This is a genomic window from Bacillus sp. ABP14, assembly GCF_001831375.1.
Classification (GTDB): domain Bacteria; phylum Bacillota; class Bacilli; order Bacillales; family Bacillaceae_G; genus Bacillus_A; species Bacillus_A paranthracis.
Genome location: NZ_CP017016.1, coordinates 1,078,120 through 1,099,275, shown reverse-complemented (window position 1 = coordinate 1,099,275; position 21,156 = coordinate 1,078,120). Strand labels below are relative to the sequence as shown.

The window sequence follows — 21,156 nt, the reverse complement described above, 5'->3', positions numbered from 1 at the left end:
CCTTCACGTTTTAAGAGTTCATTTTCTAGACAAAAAATGCAATTATATCGACTTAACTACAACATACGACAATAGTAGCCTCTCTATTAACAAAAGCTCATAATGAGCGAAAGATACCTCTTCCACAAATTATGAGCTTTCTCTTTATCTATTCCATTTTCCCTGGAGAATTATCAATTGATCGTTGTAAAAACTTTGCAAATTGCCCACGTGTAACGAGCATTTCAGGCTGGAACTTGCCATCTCCTGTTCCTACCGCTACTTTATTAGACTGCAATGCGCTAATTGCATCCCTTGCCCAATGATTTTCTGGTATATCTGTAAATGTATGTGGACTCTTTGTTTTCAACTCATATGCTTTCGTTAAAATTTGTGCTAATTCTGCACGAGTCAATGTATCTTTCGGACGGAAATTCCCATTTTCGTCTCCTTTAAAAATACCAAGCTGTGTTAAGCGTAAAATTTCGTAAAGAAACATGGTTGATTTCGCACTAATATCTCCATATGGATTTCCAATAGTCGCACTTCTTTTCACATGAAGTGCGCGGTACAATACTGCTGCCGCTTGTTCACGTGTTATATTATCTTCCGTCCCAAACTTACCATTTCCATAGCCATACATAATGCGATGATGTACTAAATTTGTAATTTCATCATATGCCCAATGATCTGTTGTTACATCATCAAACTTTATCATAATATTAGGACTAGATTTTTGGATAATACCTGTATTTGCAGACACACCATTTGCACCTACAAATATTCCTCCCATTAGTGCTAACGATGTCGCTATCTTTACTAGCTTTTTCATCTCTCTCATCTACCTTTTCCTTTATTTCCCTGCAAATTATATTATACAATGAATCTGAAAATTATAAATTCATTTCAACCTAATTATTTACAATTAAGAATATAATTTTTCTTCTACTACTATTTTTTCATCCTTCGTTTTTCGAAAAGTAAATGCCATTCCAACAAATATAAGAACAATTCCTACTATTTGCATACTAGTCGGTCTAAACCCGGTAAAGACTGTATCTAATAGTATTGCAACCGCAGGATCTAAAAACACTAATACAGAAATTAATCTCGTCGATAAATCTCTTAAACTGTCAAAAAATAAGTAATATACAAATCCCGTATGTATAAGACCTGTCGCTGTAATCATCATCCAGTTCATCTCTGTTAACCCTTGAAACTTGCCAAAGTCTACGAATGGTAGCAATAAAAATATACCTAAAAATGTTTGTAAAAATGTCATCGCATATGCGCTCGTATGCTTAATTCCTTTTCCTAGTAAAGTAGTAAAAGCATAAAATAGTGCCGCAAGTAGTGCCCATACCATGCCAGATGACATCAGTTTTTCAAGTGATAGACTTCCATCTACTCCAGCCACTAACACTGTACCGATAAAACAAATGACAATGGACAAAACAGCAAACATTGTAAGTCTCTCTTTAAATACGATACTACCAATCATTAATACGATAATGGGTGCTAGATGATAAACTGAAATTGCAATTGTAATCGACATAACTTCAAATGCTTTAAATAGAAATACCCAGTTAAAAACGAGAAATACACCGCATGCTAATATTTGCATGACTTCTTTTTTATTCCATTGCTCACTTTTATATTGTCCTGTTACGAGCCAACATAATGCTAAAAATATAGTCGCACAAATGCAACGAACGAATACTAATTCGAAAGACGGTAAACCTGTTTGAACAGAAAAAAATCCAATTGATCCGAAAATAGACATCGAAAGGATCATTTTTATAGCCGGCATTGATCTTTTATTGAACACCCTTTCTCTCCTCCTATAAACTATCTTTTACAAATGAATACTCTCCAAAACATTACGTATTATTATATATTACAATCGGAAAATTGTAAAAAATTAGAATATAACAAGTGAAATCCGCATAAAATTCCCATAAAAAAATCATCCTTTTTTTATAGGATGATTTTTTTATTATTGAGAGGAATTTCTCTATATTAAAACTTAAATATACTACTACTTTTGAAGAGTAAATTGGGAAACTATTTGTTTTAATTCTCCTGCTGCGTTATGCATATGTCCAATTGAAACCGAAATCTCTTGAACAGATTTTTCTTGTTGTTGAATAGACTCTTTTACCCTATCAGTTCGGTCAGATGATCTTTGGGAAATTTGAGCTATGTCTTCTGCAGAAGCCGAAATCTCCTCACTGCTCGCTGCAATTTCATCTGTAGACATAGATACCGTTTGAATTTGCTCAGACACTTGCTGTACTTTTTCTGTAATTTTTCCAAATACTTTTTCTGTATGCATTACTACTTGTGTACCTGCCTGTACCTCATTATCTACTTTCCCCATCATATCTACGGTATGGCTCGTTGTTCCCATAACTTGAGTAATAAGCTTCTCAATTTGTTTTGCAGAATTACTAGATTGTTCCGCTAATTTCCGTACTTCATCTGCCACAATTGCAAACCCTCTACCACTTTCCCCAGCACGGGCGGCCTCAATTGCGGCATTTAATGCTAATAAGTTAATCTGAGAGGCAATAGCTTGCATAACATCAATGATTTTAACAATTTCTTCTGATTGTTCTTTCATAGTCTCTACTTGTTTAACACCGCTATGTACTGAATTTTGGATTATATTCATCTGTTGAATCATTTGTTTCATTAACTTATTACCACTCTCTGCATCTAATGCTGACTGAGCAGACAATTCATTTACAGATGATGATGTATTCACTATACTCTGCATTCCTTGTGTCAACTCTTCCATCGCACCTGCAGTTTGTTCCATTGCTTGCATTTGGCTCTCTGCACCATTAGCAACTTCTTCAATATCCATCGTTATTTTCTTCGCCGCACTGCTAGATACTTCTGATGCAGATACCACTCCGTCTGCATGTTGGAATAAAAGCTGAATATTATTATCTACTTCTTTCATATTTGTTCTTAGCCCTGTAATCATCTCATTAAAATCACTTACTAATACACCTAATTCATCTTTAGCATTATACTCACCACGTACAGTTAAATCCCCATCTTTTGCTCTTTCCATCATACGACTAACAGTTTGTAAAGGAGCAACTATAAGCTTGCTAATAATATAACTTACTATACATATAACGATTGTAGTAACTACTACGAGAATGATAAAAGTAATAACTGACCGATCTATCATTTTTTGAGAATCTTTAAATACTTGATCAGCTAAGTTTGAAACATACGATTCTAGATCCACTGCATATCCAGCTAACTCTACTCCCTTCGGTTTTAATTCCTTCTGAAATTCGTTTACCATTTGTGACTCAGTTGTTACCTTCGCCTTTTCAAACAATTTTTTATATGTACCCATATAACTTGGCAAAGATTTCTTCATCTTCTGAAACAGTTCATCCTCTTGCTTACTTAAATTAAAGCCATCATCATATTCTTTTAATAAAGAATCATATTTTTTTAGATCCTTTTCAATATTATCAATTATCTCCGCCTTATTTGTCCCTTCATTTTGTGATGCCGTAATTAATTCTAATAAGTTATATTCTAATGAATTTTGTGTACGAAGCATTCCTTCTAATAAAATTGTAGAATATTGATAGTCATCTACTACAACCTCTGTATTGTGCTTAATCTTATTAATAGAATGAATTGCTACACCGCTCATAATTACCATGCTCAAAACTGCTAATGAAATAAGCGATAATAATTTATATTTCACTTTTAAATTTTGTAAAAAATACATTTTTTCACCTTTATTCCTTTATATATAGATTTTTAGAATTTTATAGCTTATTATTTACAAAATCACAATAAAAAGCAATGATAAATATTCCCAATATAAAACTTATATCTCTATAAAAAAGAAGTAGCATAATAGCTACTTCTTTTTGCTTTGTTTCTCATATTGTTCAAACGCATGAATTCTTTCAAAAATTGGTGGGTGTGTATATAAGAAAAACTTTACTAAAGCAGGCGGATTTACTTGGCTTAAACTCGTTTTTGATAAATATTGAAACGTCTTTACACCAGATTTCCCGTCTTTCGTCATGTCTAGAGCGTATTGATCTGCCGCTCGTTCTTCTATACGAGAAACATAGTTTGTTGCTGGCTGTGATGCAAAAGAGAGTACAGAAGAAATTAAGAAAAATAACGGTAAAATTGAGAAACATGCTGCTTTTGAAATTTGCAGCGTATCCCCCCATTTTCGAATACACCTATTTATAATACGACTAATGAGGTACATTCCTATAAACGATAGCAACACATAACTGGCAACGCCCCAATATATATGTTTCATAACATAATGCCCCATTTCGTGGGCCATTATAAATAAAATCTCTTTATCTTTTAATTGTTTAAGCGTTGTATCCCACATTACAATACGTGAATTAGGTCCTATTCCTGTTACATATGCATTTAACGCATTCGTTTTTTCCGACATATTGACTTCATATACATGTTTTGCTGGAATATCGGCTTTGTCTGCCATCGCTAAAATTTTCGTTTCTAACTCTTTATTTTTTAGCGTCGAAAAGTCGTCATACAGTGGATCAATCACGACAGGCTGTATGAATGTTAAAAAGATTGTAAACGGAACAGAGAGTGCCCACCCTGCTAACCACCATCTCTTCGGGAATTTGCGAATAAGCCATAGAAGAACCGTAACTACAATTAACATAGTTGCATAACTTTCCCAAAAACCGATAACATGATCTTTTATCCAGCTTTGTGTACTTTGCGTTGAAATACCGTAATCAACAGAAACTTTTCGGCTAATCCATTGCATTGGCAGGGCAAGAACTGTTGTAAGTAATGATAAATAAAAGAAATAAATCGCAACTTGCAGGATACTTATTTTCGTCGTTTCCTTCGACCATTTCTCAAACTTTTTTGAAATACCGAGCACAAGTACAAATAATAAAATAATCCATTCAAGAGGCGTCGCTAAAAAGTACAATAAATTTTTCACGCGCGAATAATCTTGGCTTAGCGTAAGCTCTCTTGCATTCATAAATGTTTCTGGATCTGCACTCGTTCCTTTATACATGTCCGGAATCAATTCATGACTCCATCCAAATAAATACCAATATATAAATAACGCAAACCCAACGTACAAAAAAAGCGACCACCCAATAACCTTCCTCACGCTATTCCCTCCTCTATGCTGCCTGTCTATTATTATTGTAAGTTCGTACATGCTAAATTAGAACAAGCTTATTATGCAAATTGCTCAAGAACCCTCTATTTACATAAAAAAACTCTTCTATATAAAGAAGAGTTTTACCTACCTTTAGACGCTTTCTTCGGTTCATACTCTGGGATAAGAAACGTACTTACAACCCAGCATATTAAACCAGCGCCTTTTATATAGCGTATATATTCATAGTCCTGAAAAAATAACGTCGTTACAATAAGCGTAAAAAATCCAATTAAAACTAGTACATATCCTATTTGCTTCTTAGATAACATAACGTGCCTCCTTAAGGAAGTACATCCATTAATAAGCTAAAATCTTGCAGAGAAAAAGAACTATATTTCATAATCCCTTGTACAGCTAAAAGTAAAATAAGACCGGTCACACACATATAATTAACGTTTTCTTCACTCTTTTTTTCAGCAACTACACCGCCACTAATACATAAAATTCCTAACAAATGGAGTGCTAAATACATAAAAAAATAAGCTTCCGCCCAGCGAAGAATAACGTTGACTGTCGTTATTAGCACTATACTAAGCACAATCAAATAAAAAAACTTATTTGATGATATTGTTTCATTCATATAATTTTATACATCCCTTTCAAATTTAGAATGAATGATGTTTCAAAGCTATAAAGTAAATGATTGTTTTCATACTATAAAACAAAAGGAAAGCCACTATTACTTTCTCGAATATTTTATGAATCCACATATACTTCTCTTCATTTTTTCTGAAGATGCGCTTCATCATTTCTTCTACAATTAGACCAAATAGTAGTAAAACTCCTAACACAATGAGAAGAGAAATAATATTTTCTTTTACATGCGTACTAGAAAATAAGTAATACTCCGGAAACACAATCGTATCTACTACAGGTTGCAGCCAATGACAAACGCTTTTATCACATATATCTGTAATAGACGTAGAATCTATAATATCTTTCAATATTTTTTCAATCGTCTTTTTCATCTCATTTACTCCCCACTACGTCTGAAAAGCTTTTTTCCTGCTCTACATATATAGCGGGCATTTCTTTACTCCAATATTTGCGGTTAACAAATAAAAAGATGAGTACTAAGTTTAATCCTGTTATAAAAATAATAAGTCCTGGAAAGAACGTCGTATAATTTGAGAAATCTGCAAAACTCATTATCTCTTCTTTATTTATTAAAAAAGAAGCACCGATTACAAATGCATTGTTTAACATGTGAATAGCGATTGGCATGAGTAAACTATTCGTACGAATATATACGATTGATAGTACAACGCTAAATACAATTGCACCTAGGAAATCAACGTGTAACAATGCAAACAATATCGCTACAACGATGATTGCTATACTCGTTCCCCATTTTGCTGCGAAGCGTTGCAGTAAAAATCCGCGAAAAACAAATTCCCCAATAATTGGTGCGATGAATACGACCATAATAACTTGATAAACATATCCTCCAGTGCTATCCATAATCGGTTCGCGTAATGCGTTCATAATAAATGTCGGTGTAATCCATGCAAAGCTATACATGTACAAAATAAGATATCCATAACTAAACACGCATAACATGATCGTAATGTATAAAACTTGCACCAGGTTAAATGTTTCATTTCTATTAATAAATAATGAAAATGCAACACGGTGTTTTTTATACTCAAAATAAATCCACGTAATCGGCAGGATATAGAATATAAGAATATTTATAAAAGTAGAATTTTGCATATGAAATGTATTTTCTATCAATTCATTACTGGCTCTTGCAACTACAGTTAATAGTGCAAATACAATTAAAAAATATCTAGCTCGCATCGTTTGAAACGGATTCACACTCATCTCCTCCCCTATGTTACTTTTATCATATCATTTGATTCTTAATTTTTTGAGAAAGAAAACCTTAAAATTTCCTTAAAAATTCCATAAGTTACCGAAAGATGATATGATATTCGAGGAAATTAGGAGGGATTTTTTATGTATGAAGCAAATATTTTGCTCGTTGATGATGAAACAGCAATTTTACAATTACTAACTACCATTCTTGAAAAAGAAGGTTTTTCTCATATTACAACTGCAACATCCGCTGAAATAGCTTTATCTCTTACTCAACAAAACGATTACGATTTAATTATTTTAGATGTCATGCTTCCTGGACAATCTGGTTTTGATATTTGTCCAATCATTCGCCAAAAAACAGATTGCCCTATCTTCTTCCTCACAGCTAAAACATCTGATTTAGATAAAATATCTGGATTTTCACACGGTGCAGACGATTATATTACGAAGCCATTTAACCCACTTGAAGTGGTAGCTCGTATGAAAGCACAACTCCGAAGACATATGAAGCAAGTCATGCCACACGAACAAAAAGCACACTCTAGTTCATTTGGCAGATTTGAAATTGATCGATATTCCGCAGAGCTTACAGTAAATGGGCGTGTTGTCGAATGTTCCGCCCAGCTATTTCAGCTATTACTCTTCTTTTGCGAGAATCCGAACTACGTATTTTCAAAAGAAGAAATATACGAGAAAGTTTGGGGAGCACCTGCCTACAATGGCGATGACAATACCGTTATGGTCCACATTCGAAAACTACGTGAAAAAATCGAACAAGACCCAAGTAAACCAGAATATATAAAAACCGTTCGCGGGCTTGGCTATAAGTTCATTACAAAGTAGGGTGACGATATGAACTTTAATAAACGACTTATTATCCAGTTTATCATGCAACACGTATTTGTTTTAGTTACATTACTGATTGCTGTAGTAGCTGCATTCACGTATTTAATTTTTCTTGTTACGAGTACTTCATACGAACCGAACATTCCAGATGCTGAAAATTTTATGATTGCAAGATACATTTCTTCAGAAGATGGCGATATTTCGTTAAAAGCTGAAGTAAAAGACTTAATTAAAGAGAAAAATGATTGGATTCAAGTTGTAGAGGAAAACGGAAAAGTTCTCTATCACTTTAATACACCTAGTGACGTACCGACATCTTATACGAAAACATCTTTATTCTCGTATATACAGAATCACATAGAAAGTCCTTATACATTTACATATTGGGAAATTGAATTAGAAGAAAAAAACGTACTTGTTATTTACGGTGGTATGTTAAAAAGCAATGCATTACTAAAAACAATCCAGAAAACGCACCCTTCTGTATCTACAGATTCGTTCACATTAACAGAAGAAGAAAAACAGTTACTTTCTAAAGAAAAAGCAACACTTCAAATCTTTAATAGCGTTGGCGAAGAAGTATTCTCCTATCCAAACGGAAAGAAAAAAACATTTTCTGTTATACAAGCCGCTCTTAGCGAAAAAGAGCCGTGGAATCATAAGGAAAACACGTCTAGCTTTTATGACACAAATAGCAATCATCTTCTCGTTGTAACTGCCAAAAATGAGTACTACTACCCAGATGATGAAATAGACGATGTATTTGCTAAAAAGTTTCTAATCGGATGCGGATTAATCCTTCTTATCGTATTTGTTTATTTAGTCATTCTTTCTATTTGGTACGGTAATAAATTTGGAAAACCGTTATTACATGCGATGCGCTGGCTTAAAAACATAGCTGGTGGAAAATACGAAGAGCCTGTTAGTAAAAAAGGAAAACCTATTAGGTTCAGGAAATCTGGTAAAGAAAAATGGTCATTCCGCTTATTTAGCGATGTTACAAATTCACTAGAGCACCTTTCTATTACACTCAAAAAAAATGATGCGATGAGGCAAGTACTGCAGCAAACTCGTGAAGAATGGATTACCGGTCTCACCCATGACTTAAAAACACCACTTAGCTCTATATATGGCTACGCATTATTACTAGAATCAAAGCAGTACAACTGGACTGATCGTGACATTCAACAATTCGGCAGCGTTATGAAAGAGAAATCGCAATATATGACGACATTAATTGATGACTTAAGCTTAACGTATCAATTAAAAAATAACAGTCTTCCTGCGCAGCACGTAAACATTGAAATGAATCAATTCGTTCAAAAAGTATTATTACAATTCATTAATAATCCGACACTTCAAAATCAAAATATTGAATTCGTACCAAGCTCAAACAAAATTCAATATTTTATTGAAGAAAAATGGTTCCAGCGTATTATCGAAAACTTACTCGTAAACGCTGTAAAACATAATAATGAAACGACAAACGTCATCGTAAAACTTTCGCAAAATGAAAATTCATTTACACTCTCTATTTCAGATAACGGAAAAGGAATGGATGATAAAACGAAAGAACTTCTTTTTGAGCGATATTACAGAGGAACAAATACAGAAGAAAGCAACATCGGAACGGGACTTGGTCTCGCTATTACGAAACAGCTCGTTCATGCTCATAACGGAACGATTTCTATTGATAGCGAACTTGGAAAAGGAACGACAATTATACTTGTGTTTCCGTTTCGTTCGTAGAAAAGGCGCTATGTGGCGTCTTTTCTTTTTTCTTGGGAGTCGGTAATTGAAATTATATCGGCGATTTTCTGAATATATCAGCGCAACTCGAATTATATCAGCGATTTTCAAGATATATCGACTTACCGACAAAAATCGGCATATACCGCAACCTATATGATAAAAGCGAACCACTCAGTGGCTCGCTTTTCTTTCTATTATTTCTTCTTCACCGGTATCCAAAGCTCTACTTGAGCGAACTCACTTTTATCTTCGTGACAACGCTCATCGTATAATTCAAACTCTGTAACGCCGCAATGTTCGTATCCTGAATGCGGGAACCACTCTGAGAATACTGCATTCCACGTTTGGTGAATAGACGATACCATTTCTTCATGAGGAACTTTCGGCGTTGTAAACACAGCATATGTCGCTGCTGGGAACGTACGCTTTGCAATTTCATTTGGTACATTTTCAAAGTCTGTAACTTCCATTCCAATAATATAAGTGAAGTCCCCTGTTTCTAAATTAAAATCAGTACATAATCCAAGCTCTACCCATTGGCTCGTATCTTTACGATTCGGAATCGTTGTTCCAAGATCTTTTTGTAAATATTCTTGCCAAAATGCTGGAATGTCTTGATGGTTTTTCCCTTCTTTACTTGTCGTCTTCAGTTCATAACCTGCCACTAAAAATTCTGGTTTATTTACAATACGATATTCCATTTGTATGCCTCCTAAATACGGATTTAATTTTCTTTGCTTTACATTCACGCTGTAATACATCGGTGTTTCTATTTCTTGCTTTCGATATTCACTCGGTGTCATTTGAAATAATTTTTTAAAGGCTCTCGTGAACGTTTCGTGAGATTGAAAGCCATGTTCAAATGCGATATCAATAATTTTTTCATCCGTATGAGAAAGTTGATAAGCTGCCCGGGCTAACCTCCTCTTCCGAACATACTCCATTACCGTATCACCTACTAACGCCTGGAATACACGATGAAAATGCGACTCAGAAAAACCTGCAATGCGAGCTAACTTACGCAGCGTCTGTTTTTCCATTACATCTTCCTCGATATAATCAATGGACCTTTGAATTTGTGTTTCATAGCTTTCCATCTCTGTTCACCCGCCTTATATGTATTATGATAAAAGAGAATCCTATCCAATTCTTGACGTTTTTTACTATAATTCCATAAAAAATTGTAACTTTTTTATATGTTTTTCGTTGTTATGTATGAAGGGAGGGAAATGTAGTGAAACGTAAACAATCATTAGAAGAAATTTACTCAGAACATATGCAAGATTTATCCCACTTTAATGGGCAGTAAGACCCCCACCTCAAAATGCAGCGAAAGCAAAGAAGTTAGGTGGGGGATCAACTGCCCATAAAAGTCCGATTGGTTCAACTAATAATCAGTGGGGGATGAAGAAAACCCCCACTGATTAAAGTTTCACTTTATTTCGCTATCTTCTCTCCCTAACCGGAGATTCCCATTTTGCTGAAGATCTCATGCAAGAAACCTTTTATCGAATGCTCGTCCATATTGACTATTATAAAGGAGAAGAAATTAGGCCTTGGTTATTTACAATTGCCTACAACGCCTTTATCGATTGGTATCGAAAAGAAAAAAGATATAAAACGACGACAATTACAGAATTCCATTTACCAAACGTGCCAAGTACAGAGCACTCTTATTTCATAAAACATGAGATTGCTAGTTGGTTAGACAGTTTATCTTCTCTTCCGCTCGAGAGACGAAATGTTCTATTACTACGAGATTACTACGGATTCTCTTATAAGGAAATAGCAGTAATGACGGTTCTCTCACTAGCAAAAGTGAAAATTGAATTACACCGTGGTCGAAAAGAAATGAAAAGCATAAAGGAGTGATACAGATGGGTTGTACAGAATTTAAAAAACTATGGGAGAGATACGAAAACGAAACGCTCACGCATGATGAACAAGAACTGTTAGAAAATCATATTGAGACATGTGAAGAATGCGAGGCTTACTTAGATCAATTGCTTTCAAAAAGTGAAACAATAAAGAAAAAACTACCACCACAAAATCTGAAAGTTCCGTTTTGGAAAATAAAATGGAAACAACGTTGGCAAACCGTTAGTTTTGTCCTTGCCGTTTGTATTGCAATCTATTTTGTCGGCCATTTTTCGTCTTCTCTTTACTTCTATAATATGAAAAAGTTAGTCGAAGTAGATGAAATTCCAGCACTCGCACTTGAAGCAACAATTCCAAATAGTCGTTCCACTGGAGGCAGTACGAAGGTTAAACCCTTTTTCCGTACAGAAAATGAAATGAATTTAGTTAAAACGGTCGGCAAAAAAGAAATTCCAATTGGTACAGTAACAACGCGTAGCTTCTTATCATCTGTAACTGACACAAATCAATCATGGACAAATAAACCCTATTCCAACAAACTTTCCTTTGTTCACCCAAAAATAAAGCAAGATGATCATTTGAAAGAAATCTCTAAAAAAGTTTGGGATACACTTGGGAAGATACATGAGGGCACCGTTGCAGAAGTAGCGTTATCTTTTGACAAACCTTACACTTTACAAGAGTTAGAATCCATTCTATATAGCGCATTTGAAGCACAAGAAATGCCGCCCACTCCTATATGGTACGCTTTAGACACAGGACAAGAAAGAATAGATGAAGAAGATTTTATTTTGCATAGCGGAGAGGTTATCGGATTTCCAGAACATATAAACCTTCCCGATAATGAAGCAAAACGACCGAAGACAAAAGAAGATGAAGTAATCGAAATGATGCGCATTCTTTCTGAGCATAAAAAAACTGTAAGTAAAACTACTCGGACTCCTGAAAAAGAACTGAATTTAGATAAGCGCTATGAGTATGTAAAAGATAACGGTGTGAAAGTATACGGCATGGTCATTACCGGACCGTCGAAAGAGTTATTAAAATTACAAAACTCACCGAATGTGCGTTATGCGACTCTTGGAGATATTGAGGTTTGGAATTGGTTTAATCAGTGATGTGAAAAAGTAGAGCATCACTCCTAGATGCTCTACTTTTTAATCCGAAATCACTTTCACATACATCCCTCTCACTGCTTTTTCATAAGCTCTATCACTCATCCGTCTTATGTTTTCTGACACAACAGACGATGGAACGACTTCCCCTTCACGAAGTAACGGAGGATCAATAAGGCGTACTTTATTGTTCTGATGTAAATCATAATCGCTTCTATCTTCTTTTACTATTACATTCGGATGAACTTTTCTTAATAAAGCATGTACTTCTGGCTCACTACATTGCTGCAATTTCGAAATAAGCTCATCGTCTTCAAGAAGGAAATCATCTGCATGAATAACCTTTTTGTGTAGAGCTAACTTTAGCGTTTTTGCTAACATATCATTTCCGTAACTATTCATTGGTTGCATAAAGAAATCGATGACTTCTTTGTAATACGTTTCTGTAAACCACTCTGCCATTTCGATATTTTGAAGGACCATTTTCCCATTTACTACGATGAGATCCTCTAAAAAACTGTGAGCTTCTTCTAAAGAAATGTACCCATATGTATACATATCTCGTAACGTATAATCCACTCGATCTGCGCATAATTCGGGCGCTGACCTTTCCAGTAACGTCCACTTCGAATCATCTAACAAAATATCTTCATAGTTATAACCATACTTTGAAAGAATCGCTGGAATTTCTGAGTTTTTCACGACAGAACTAAATATCTCTTCATGATAACTTTCATTTCTATTATCAAAAACGTAATCAATCACATGAGAAAAAGCAGTATGTGATACGTCATGCAGTAAACCTGCAATTTGTTCTTCTACTGAACCACCGAGTTTCTTCACTAACAACATAACGCCAACTGAATGATCAAAGCGCGTTACATTCCATTCCTTGTTTACTAAATAACTTGCGCCAGTTTGATGAATACCTTTAAGTCTTTGCACAGACTTACTTAAAATTAATTCTTCTAACACTTGATCCACTTCAAGTTCTCCGTATAGTACATCTGATATGATCAATTGTAATCCCCCTTTATCTCAGCCGTCTCTTATAATCATACCTCTTTTATAAAATCGAAACTAATTAATATTTTAAATCTAAATATATTGATATTAAATTATAAATATTGTATATTATACATGTCTGTTATTTGTTTTAATTCATTTATTTTTATTGAGTGCTCCTTATATGGAGCCTTTTTTTATTTGTAAAAATAGAGAGCCATTAGCTCTCTATTACATAAATTTATTCAAACGTAACCTCCACCCGCACAATCTCCGACCTACTTCCAAGTCTAAGCGGTGGTCCCCAAAATCCGAAACCAGAAGAAACAATTGCGTGGAATGCACCTTTTTGTACGTATCCCCAGTCTAGTTCGTACATTCTTCTCGTTACAATATGGTTTGGTGCCATTTGTCCGCGGTGCGTGTGACCGGATAATAGTAAATCTACGCCAGCATCCGCTGCTTGTTTTAACTCAAAGGGTTGGTGATCCATTGCGATAACTGGCATCGTTTTATCTACCGTACTCATAAGATTTTCAAAACTTTGGCGGTCTCGTTCTGTTTTATCTCTTCTTCCAACGAGATAAAAGGCATCTTCAATGGTAATCACTTCATCTAACAAAATACGAATATCGATCTTATCCATCTCTTGTAAAAATTCTGGAACTGCTCGTCCGTAATATTCGTGATTTCCTAACACACCATATACGCCTAGTGGAGCTGTCATTTGTTTCATAATATGTCCCATATTTTTTTGAATGAACACACCTGGATGATCATCGATAATATCACCTGGCAGTAAAATAATATCAGGCTCCATTTCATTTACATGACGAACAAGCCTTTTCAAATGCGAAACGCCAGATAATTTACCGAAATGCATATCAGAAGCCATCGCAATGCGTAAACTTTTACGTCCCTCTACTTTTTTCGGGATGTGCACCTCGTACTTTCTAACTACTGGGCTATATGCGTTGAATACTCCGTACGCAAAGATAAAAATAAATGCAGCTAATACAGCCGCTCCTGTCCAAATAATTGCCGCTTCTTTCTCTACTGAAAACTGTAAAAGAAAGACTGTAATATTTGCTAACGGCAATAACATAAGCGCGTATTGTATAACCGCAAACCAAATTGAACCTATCGTTCGTAGGAAAGGCAAAAACTTAAACACTTGCACGAGAATGTACGCATACGAAATGAAGCCAACTATGAAAGCGTAATATCCCCAAGACTCCCAGCCAAATACCGCATGAAGCCAAACCCAGCCGTTCCAGCCAATGTAAAACATAAGTAGTGTGTATATAATTAATATCGTAAATATATTGAGATAACGAAGATTCTTCACAACTAGCCTCCTTATTCATTTCTTCTATTATATCTTGTTATGCACTTATAGCGTAAATAATAAGCACAGCAATCTTCACAATAAAAACCTCTAACTGCTAGATGCAAACCTAACAATTAGAGGTGCAATTCAAAACAACATTACTTTTACAGATTTTCGTTATAGAAGCTTGTTAATTTTTTAACTGTAATTTTTACTGGTTCTGGTTGGTCATATAAATCGTAATGACTCGCACCTTCCACAACAAGTAAGTCTTTCTTCTCTGAAGCTGCTTTCTCATAAAGCTCATGACCATCTTTATAAGAACCGAATGCACCTTGCTTACTGCCGACAATAATTTGCAGCGGCTGCGTTAATAACGTATCTGCTAAATGGAACGCATCAAAACCAATTACCGATCCCATACTCGTAAAGTTTAACTTATTTGGAGAGTTAACACTTTGCCCTCGCGGTGTTGTATAGTACTCAACTGCTTCTACAATATCTATATCTGTCATACCTGCTACCGCTAACTCTTCCTGATTTTTAGGAATCCAATTTGTAATCATTACCTCTGCTCCGCGTGCTTCAGCAGTACGTTGTTTACCAATTGCCTCTAACACACCAATCGGGTTAGACTCACGATTTAAACGACCGATATTTGCACCAACAACTGTACCAACCGCTTTAATGCGGCGCTCTGTCATCGCAGCATTTACTGCATAACCACCGCCTGCACAAACCCCTAACACACCGATACGTTCTTCATCTATATAAGGAAGGGTAGTTACATAATCTACTGCTGAGCGAATATCCTCAACTCGCGCAGCTGGCTCTTCAATATACCTCGGCGCACCTTCACTTTCACCTTGATATGATGCATCAAACGCAAGCGTTACATATCCTTGTTCCGCTAACTTCTCGGCATACAATCCTGCTGTTTGATCTTTACAGCTACTACCTGGATGCACACAAACAATCGCTGGATTTTGTTTCTTTTCCTCAGCACCTTCAGGAATGTTCAAAATACCTGCAACTTGTAAACTTCTTGCATAAAATCTTACATTTTTCTTCGTAACTGCCATATATAAAACCACCCTTATCTTATTTTGAATTTTACACTTGCGAGAGTTATTACTCACGTGTATATTTATAATAAAATGAGTAGCACCTTGTTTCAATGACCACATTTACGCATTTGGGTGATAATACACACATACAGAAATATGTGTATCAACAACGGAGGAACACCATATGGAGAAAATCGATCGAAGAATTATAAAATCACAAAACGCCATTCAATCTGCATTTATAGAGATGTTAATTACAGATGGTTTTGACGAAATTACAGTAAAAAACATTACAGAAAAAGCAAACATCGGCAGAAAAACATTCTACTTACACTACCTAGACAAATACAATTTATTAGATAAAATTGTGGACGATCATTTAGAACAATTAAAAGAAATATGCTACAAGAAGCAAAACAAAGCGTTTATAGAAGGAACAATCATATGGTTTGAATACTTCAAAGAACACAAACCATTTTTCGCGGCGTTATTTAACAGTAACAGCACCTTATCATTTCAAAAAAAATTACTAATTTTCATTATGGGTGAAATAGAGAAAAAACTAAACACAAATACATCAGTAAATAAAAACATCGATAAACATATCATCTTAAAGTTTTTAGGAACAGCTGTAATGGGCATTTTGGAATCGTACGTGTTAGACGAAATTGATAGTGATGTTGCGTTTGTTGCGACGCAAGTTGGGGAGTTGATGAAGAGGAATATATAAACAATACAGCGATGATTCCCTTGAGAAGGATTCATAAAATTTCACTATCTAAAACTTACCTATGCAATTATGCATAACCATCCCTTCCGTTTTATTTTCATGTTACGATATAAACGAAATACGACATATATCGACAAAAAATAAAAGGAAGTGATTGTATGAAACGCTCTAAAACATATTTAAAATGTTTAGCATTATCCGCTGTTTTTGCTAGTAGCGCTTTAGTGCTTTCAACACCTGCTGCTTACGCTCAAACGACGTCACAAGTTGTAACAGATATCGGACAAAATGCAAAAACACATACGAGCTATAATACATTTAATAATGATCAAACTGATAATATGACAATGTCTTTAAAGGTAACTTTCATCGATGATCCAAGCGCTGATAAACAGATTGCCGTTATTAATACAACTGGTAGTTTTCTAAAAGCAAATCCTACTATAAGTAGTGCGCCTATTGATAACTACCCAATCCCTGGCGCTAGTGCAACATTACGCTATCCTTCACAATATGATATTGCCTTTAATCTTCAAGATAACAGCGCTCGTTTCTTTAACGTAGCACCTACAAATGCTGTAGAAGAAACGACTGTAACCTCTAGTGTATCTTATCAACTTGGCGGTTCTGTTAAAGCTTCTGCAACGCCAAATGGACCTAGCGCTGAAGCGGGTGCAACTGGCCAAGTAACTTGGTCTGATTCTGTAAGCTATAAACAAACTAGTTATAAAACAAACTTAATTGACCAAACAAATAAAAACGTAAAATGGAACGTATTCTTTAACGGATATAACAATCAAAACTGGGGTATTTACACACGTGATTCCTACCATTCTTTATATGGAAACCAACTGTTCATGTACTCTCGCACATACTTATATGAATCTGATGCAAAAGGTAATTTAATACCGATGGATCAACTTCCAGCGCTAACAAATAGTGGTTTCTCTCCTGGTATGATCGCTGTTGTTATCTCTGAAAAAAATACAGACCAATCTAACCTACAAGTCGCTTATACGAAACATGCCGACGACTACCAACTTCGTCCAGGCTACACATTCGGAACTGCAAACTGGGTTGGAAACAACGTAAAAGACGTTGATCAAAAAACATTTAATAAATCGTTTACACTAGATTGGAAGAATAAAAAGCTAGTAGAGAAAAAATAAAGAAAACCGAACTGCCATTTAGATGGTGGTTCGGTTTTTTATTGAAATAAAAAACTCCTTTAGTTCTTTCGGCAACATAAACAGACTTTTTTTCACTTTATGGAAAGATTCATGTGCCTTTCTACTTAAAGCTAATATTGGTACTTTATTTCAACTTATCCGCTTTCGCAATAAATTGTGCTGCTTCCGCACGGCTTACCGCTTTATCTGGAACCCAGCCATTATCTGTTCCAATTGAAATCTTTTCTTGGATTAAAATATTGGCATACTTCGCACCCCAATGATTGTTTAAGTCAGCAAATTCTTTCGGTAGTTTTATATTTTCATTTCTTTCTAATTTATATGCATTTACTAACATAGAAGCCATTGATGCACGGTTAATTAACCCGCTCGGATTAAAATTTCCCTTCTCATCACCTTTTACAATACCTGCTTTTTCAACAGCAGCAATATATGGCGTTGCCCAGTGGTTTTGTGCATCACGGAATGATGGCTTTGCATCTTTCTTAATTTCTAAACCTAAAACAGTTGCTACTATTTTTGCAGCGGAACTACGATCAATATTTTCAGCTGGTGCAAATATACCGTCTGGCTTACCGTGTACTGCTTCTTTATCTACTAAATATTGAACTGATTCTTGTGCCCATGCTGGTACGTCAGAGAATTTAGGCTTCTGTTCAATTGCACTCGCATCGATTTCAAACTGTACTTGATATTTATGATCATATTTAATTGCTGGAATTAATATATGCATTTGCATATTATATTTTTTCGAAAACTCACCAATTTCAAATTGAACAACTTTCGTACCGTTATTTGCTTTATCTTCGGAAATTACTTTTACATCATGGAATGTCCCTAATTTTTTTGGATCTTCTACTCTAAGATACTGAAAATAGCTACTATCTTGAACTGTTAACGTAACGATTTTTTTATCACCTTGAATCGTTACTTTTGCATTTTTTAAATATGTAGAAGCAACTGATGTATCATTCGTTTGATCTTTATAAGTCTTTAAAATAACGTCATACGTACCATCTGCTAATTTGCTAGCTGCTTTCATTTCTACTACCGCTTCTGCTTTCGCAATCGGTGCCATCATACCGCTAAATGGAACTGCTAACGTTGCTGCTATAACGAATGCATTCATATATTTTTTCTTAATCATTATCAATATGACATCTCCCTTTATATAAATATACTTAACACAACTATCTTATTGATAATGATTATCAATGTCAAATAAAAATAATACTATTATTTCCTACATAAGTACGCTTTCCGCTCATTTTTAAAAAGTAAATAATGCGCTGTATGAACTTTCCTTTCCAAATAATCGATAGAATACGTGCTCGATGGATCCACTAAATCACCTATCGCTCCTGAAAGGTGATCAATGACTTGCTGCAGTATTTCTAAGTTGTTCTTCTCACTTTCAGCATTCATTTCATCCATAATGTCACAAATAAGATACTGCACTCGCCGTAAACGTAATTCCTTCTGTTCCACTTATATCTCCTCCTTTTTAGTCATATTACGGTTTAAATATATGGCACCATAGCTTAACCAATGCTAAAAAATAGAAAGGCAACCATCTTCATAAAGATGGTTGCCCCTATATTTAAACTTGCATCGCTTTTTCTCTTAAAGCTCTTCTCAGCAACTTACCTGTCGTATTCTTCGGCAGTTCTGTTAAAAATTCAATACTCTTTGGTACTTTATATTTCGCTAAATGTAACGCACAGTAATGCATAAGTTCTTCTTCTGTTACGTTCGTTTGTTTCAGAACGACGTACGCTCGCACTGCTTCTCCTAAGTTTTCATCAGGAACACCGATTACGACAACTTCTGCTACAGATTCGTGTGTATACAATACTTCTTCTACTTCACGAGGGTATACGTTATAACCGCCAACTAAGACGATATCCTTTTTACGATCAACTATATAGAAGTAACCTTCTTCATCCATTTTCGCTAAGTCTCCTGTATACAACCAGCCGTCCTTTAATGTCGCAGCTGTATCTTCTGGTGCGTTATAATATCCTTTCATAACATTAGGTCCGCGAACAATTAATTCACCGACTGCACCAACTGGTACTTCTTCCCCAAGTTCATTTACAATTTTATTTTCTACATGCCAAATATTTGTACCGATCGATCCTGGCTTACGCGGACGATCTAGCGGGTTGAAACAAGTAACTGGTGATGCTTCTGATAAACCGTATCCTTCTGAAACGATAACGTCAAAACGTTGTTCAAAGTTTTGCAGAAGAGCAACAGGCATTGAAGCACCACCTGAAATACAAAGACGAAGCGTCTTCACATCTTCTGCGCTTGCTTCTTCGAATAAATATAAATAATTATACATTGTCGGTACACCGGCAAAAATCGTCGGTTCGTACGTGCGGCAAATACGGAATACTTCTTTCGGGCTAAATTTCGGTAACATCAAAATCGTTGCCCCGTTCACAATCGGTGCATTGACCGCCACTGTTAAACAGAATACGTGGAACATTGGCAGTGCCGCAACGACGCGATCATCAGCCGTATATTGTAAATACGACGCCACATCGCTCGCATTACTATATAAATTTTTATGCGTTAACATAGCGCCTTTCGGTTTTCCGGTTGTGCCCGAAGTGTATAGAATAACCGCTACATCTTCTTCATCTAGTTCTGGGCCTTCGTAAGTTAAATCTCCAGCCCCTATCATTCTAGTAAACGTTTTCATTTTTTCAGTTTCTGTATGGTTAAAATCTGATGAGGTTTCGCATATGATGATGTTTTCAAGTGAAGGAAGTCTAGTTGTAAGAGATTGTATAACAGGTAGAAGGACGTCGAGTACGATGATTGTTTTTACATCTCCATTTTGTAAAATGTAATGCATTTCGTCTGCTGTATAAATTGGATTAACTGGAATAACAGTTGCTCCAGCTTTCATTGTTCCGTATAAACCGACCAAAAAATGTGGTGAATTTCCAACAACTAATGCAACATTGTCCCCTTTTCCAATGCCCATTTCTGCTAAATTGCTAGAAAACCTTGTGACCATTTTGTTTAATTGGTCATACGAGACCGACTGATCCATAAATATATAAGCCGGTTTATCCCCCTTCTTTTTCGCCGTTTCAGCCAAAGATTGAACGAGATTCACACAAACCCCACCTTTATAAAATTTAGAATATTTAAAAATTCTAAATTAATTATATTAAAAGAAAATTAAAGTGGCAAGTGTTATTC

The 21,156-nt window shown here is 35.3% G+C and carries 20 protein-coding genes and 2 pseudogenes; 6 read left to right on the top strand and 16 right to left on the bottom strand.

Features of this window, described 5'->3' with window-relative positions:
- Positions 1-148 precede the first annotated feature (148 nt).
- The 9 genes and pseudogenes from BGI23_RS05705 to BGI23_RS05670 form a co-directional block, all read right to left on the bottom strand.
- On the bottom strand, positions 149-820 hold the full coding sequence (locus BGI23_RS05705) for an S-layer homology domain-containing protein (protein WP_070805462.1): 672 nt from the start codon (positions 818-820) through the stop codon (positions 149-151).
- 84 nt (positions 821-904) lie between these two features.
- On the bottom strand, positions 905-1,807 hold the full coding sequence (locus tag BGI23_RS05700; protein ID WP_083322668.1) for a DMT family transporter: 903 nt from the start codon (positions 1,805-1,807) through the stop codon (positions 905-907).
- A 210-nt stretch (positions 1,808-2,017) separates the two neighbouring features.
- Positions 2,018-2,809 carry a methyl-accepting chemotaxis protein gene (locus BGI23_RS29045; protein ID WP_472926141.1) on the bottom strand — a complete coding sequence of 264 codons (792 nt, stop codon included), beginning with the start codon at positions 2,807-2,809 and terminating at the stop codon, positions 2,018-2,020.
- 156 nt (positions 2,810-2,965) lie between these two features.
- Positions 2,966-3,745, bottom strand: a pseudogene (locus BGI23_RS29040) (MCP four helix bundle domain-containing protein); the annotation flags it as partial.
- A gap of 135 nt (positions 3,746-3,880) precedes the next feature.
- Entirely contained in the window at positions 3,881-5,149 is a 1,269-nt protein-coding gene (locus BGI23_RS05690; protein ID WP_070805460.1) for a M48 family metallopeptidase, read from the bottom strand.
- 134 nt (positions 5,150-5,283) lie between these two features.
- Complete coding sequence (locus tag BGI23_RS05685) at positions 5,284-5,472, bottom strand: hypothetical protein (RefSeq protein ID WP_000949420.1); 189 nt, start codon at positions 5,470-5,472, stop codon at positions 5,284-5,286.
- 11 nt (positions 5,473-5,483) lie between these two features.
- Entirely contained in the window at positions 5,484-5,783 is a 300-nt protein-coding gene (locus BGI23_RS05680; RefSeq protein ID WP_070805459.1) for a hypothetical protein, read from the bottom strand.
- Positions 5,784-5,808: 25 nt separating this feature from the next.
- Positions 5,809-6,171: a hypothetical protein gene (locus tag BGI23_RS05675; RefSeq protein ID WP_070805458.1), complete on the bottom strand. Its 363-nt coding sequence runs from the start codon at positions 6,169-6,171 to the stop codon at positions 5,809-5,811.
- Position 6,172: 1 nt separating this feature from the next.
- Positions 6,173-7,021 (bottom strand): CPBP family intramembrane glutamic endopeptidase, encoded by an 849-nt coding sequence (locus tag BGI23_RS05670; protein WP_001067973.1) that lies wholly within the window; start codon positions 7,019-7,021, stop codon positions 6,173-6,175.
- A gap of 141 nt (positions 7,022-7,162) precedes the next feature.
- On the opposite strand from BGI23_RS05670, the gene BGI23_RS05665 reads away from it, so the two are divergent.
- Together BGI23_RS05665 and BGI23_RS05660 are read left to right on the top strand one after the other, a co-directional pair.
- Entirely contained in the window at positions 7,163-7,867 is a 705-nt protein-coding gene (locus tag BGI23_RS05665) for a response regulator transcription factor (RefSeq protein ID WP_000272686.1), read from the top strand.
- A 9-nt stretch (positions 7,868-7,876) separates the two neighbouring features.
- Positions 7,877-9,619, top strand: a complete 1,743-nt coding sequence (locus BGI23_RS05660; RefSeq protein ID WP_070805457.1) for a sensor histidine kinase — start codon at positions 7,877-7,879, stop codon at positions 9,617-9,619.
- Positions 9,620-9,816: 197 nt separating this feature from the next.
- Here the strand turns inward: BGI23_RS05660 and BGI23_RS05655 are convergent, their stop codons facing one another.
- Entirely contained in the window at positions 9,817-10,719 is a 903-nt protein-coding gene (locus BGI23_RS05655) for an AraC family transcriptional regulator (protein WP_000446822.1), read from the bottom strand.
- A 340-nt stretch (positions 10,720-11,059) separates the two neighbouring features.
- Here BGI23_RS05655 and BGI23_RS05650 point away from each other — a divergent pair.
- A pseudogene (locus BGI23_RS05650) lies at positions 11,060-11,494 on the top strand (RNA polymerase sigma factor); the annotation flags it as partial.
- A gap of 5 nt (positions 11,495-11,499) precedes the next feature.
- On the top strand, positions 11,500-12,618 hold the full coding sequence (locus BGI23_RS05645; RefSeq protein ID WP_070805456.1) for an anti-sigma factor: 1,119 nt from the start codon (positions 11,500-11,502) through the stop codon (positions 12,616-12,618).
- Between the two features lie 39 nt (positions 12,619-12,657).
- Here BGI23_RS05645 and BGI23_RS05640 read toward each other — a convergent pair whose 3' ends face one another.
- The 3 genes from BGI23_RS05640 to BGI23_RS05630 all read right to left on the bottom strand — a co-directional run bounded on the left by BGI23_RS05640 (position 12,658) and on the right by BGI23_RS05630 (position 16,032).
- The gene (locus BGI23_RS05640; RefSeq protein WP_070805455.1) at positions 12,658-13,635 is read right to left on the bottom strand and encodes an HD domain-containing protein; all 978 of its coding nucleotides are present in this window, start codon (positions 13,633-13,635) and stop codon (positions 12,658-12,660) included.
- A 226-nt stretch (positions 13,636-13,861) separates the two neighbouring features.
- Positions 13,862-14,968: a metallophosphoesterase gene (locus BGI23_RS05635; protein WP_070805454.1), complete on the bottom strand. Its 1,107-nt coding sequence runs from the start codon at positions 14,966-14,968 to the stop codon at positions 13,862-13,864.
- Positions 14,969-15,114: 146 nt separating this feature from the next.
- Positions 15,115-16,032: an alpha/beta hydrolase gene (locus tag BGI23_RS05630; protein WP_070805453.1), complete on the bottom strand. Its 918-nt coding sequence runs from the start codon at positions 16,030-16,032 to the stop codon at positions 15,115-15,117.
- A gap of 169 nt (positions 16,033-16,201) precedes the next feature.
- On the opposite strand from BGI23_RS05630, the gene BGI23_RS05625 reads away from it, so the two are divergent.
- On the top strand, positions 16,202-16,747 hold the full coding sequence (locus BGI23_RS05625) for a TetR/AcrR family transcriptional regulator (RefSeq protein WP_070805452.1): 546 nt from the start codon (positions 16,202-16,204) through the stop codon (positions 16,745-16,747).
- A 158-nt stretch (positions 16,748-16,905) separates the two neighbouring features.
- Positions 16,906-17,916 carry a beta-channel forming cytolysin CytK2 gene (gene cytK2 / locus BGI23_RS05620; RefSeq protein ID WP_000830621.1) on the top strand — a complete coding sequence of 337 codons (1,011 nt, stop codon included), beginning with the start codon at positions 16,906-16,908 and terminating at the stop codon, positions 17,914-17,916.
- Positions 17,917-18,061: 145 nt separating this feature from the next.
- On the opposite strand, the gene BGI23_RS05615 is transcribed toward cytK2, so the two are convergent.
- From BGI23_RS05615 to BGI23_RS05605, 3 genes are all read right to left on the bottom strand, one after another.
- Positions 18,062-19,084, bottom strand: coding sequence for an S-layer homology domain-containing protein (locus BGI23_RS05615; protein ID WP_070805451.1), 1,023 nt, complete (start codon positions 19,082-19,084; stop codon positions 18,062-18,064).
- Positions 19,085-19,173: 89 nt separating this feature from the next.
- Positions 19,174-19,425 (bottom strand): hypothetical protein, encoded by a 252-nt coding sequence (locus BGI23_RS05610; RefSeq protein ID WP_000435475.1) that lies wholly within the window; start codon positions 19,423-19,425, stop codon positions 19,174-19,176.
- A gap of 112 nt (positions 19,426-19,537) precedes the next feature.
- On the bottom strand, positions 19,538-21,070 hold the full coding sequence (locus BGI23_RS05605; protein ID WP_070805450.1) for a fatty acid--CoA ligase family protein: 1,533 nt from the start codon (positions 21,068-21,070) through the stop codon (positions 19,538-19,540).
- Positions 21,071-21,156: the final 86 nt, after the last annotated feature.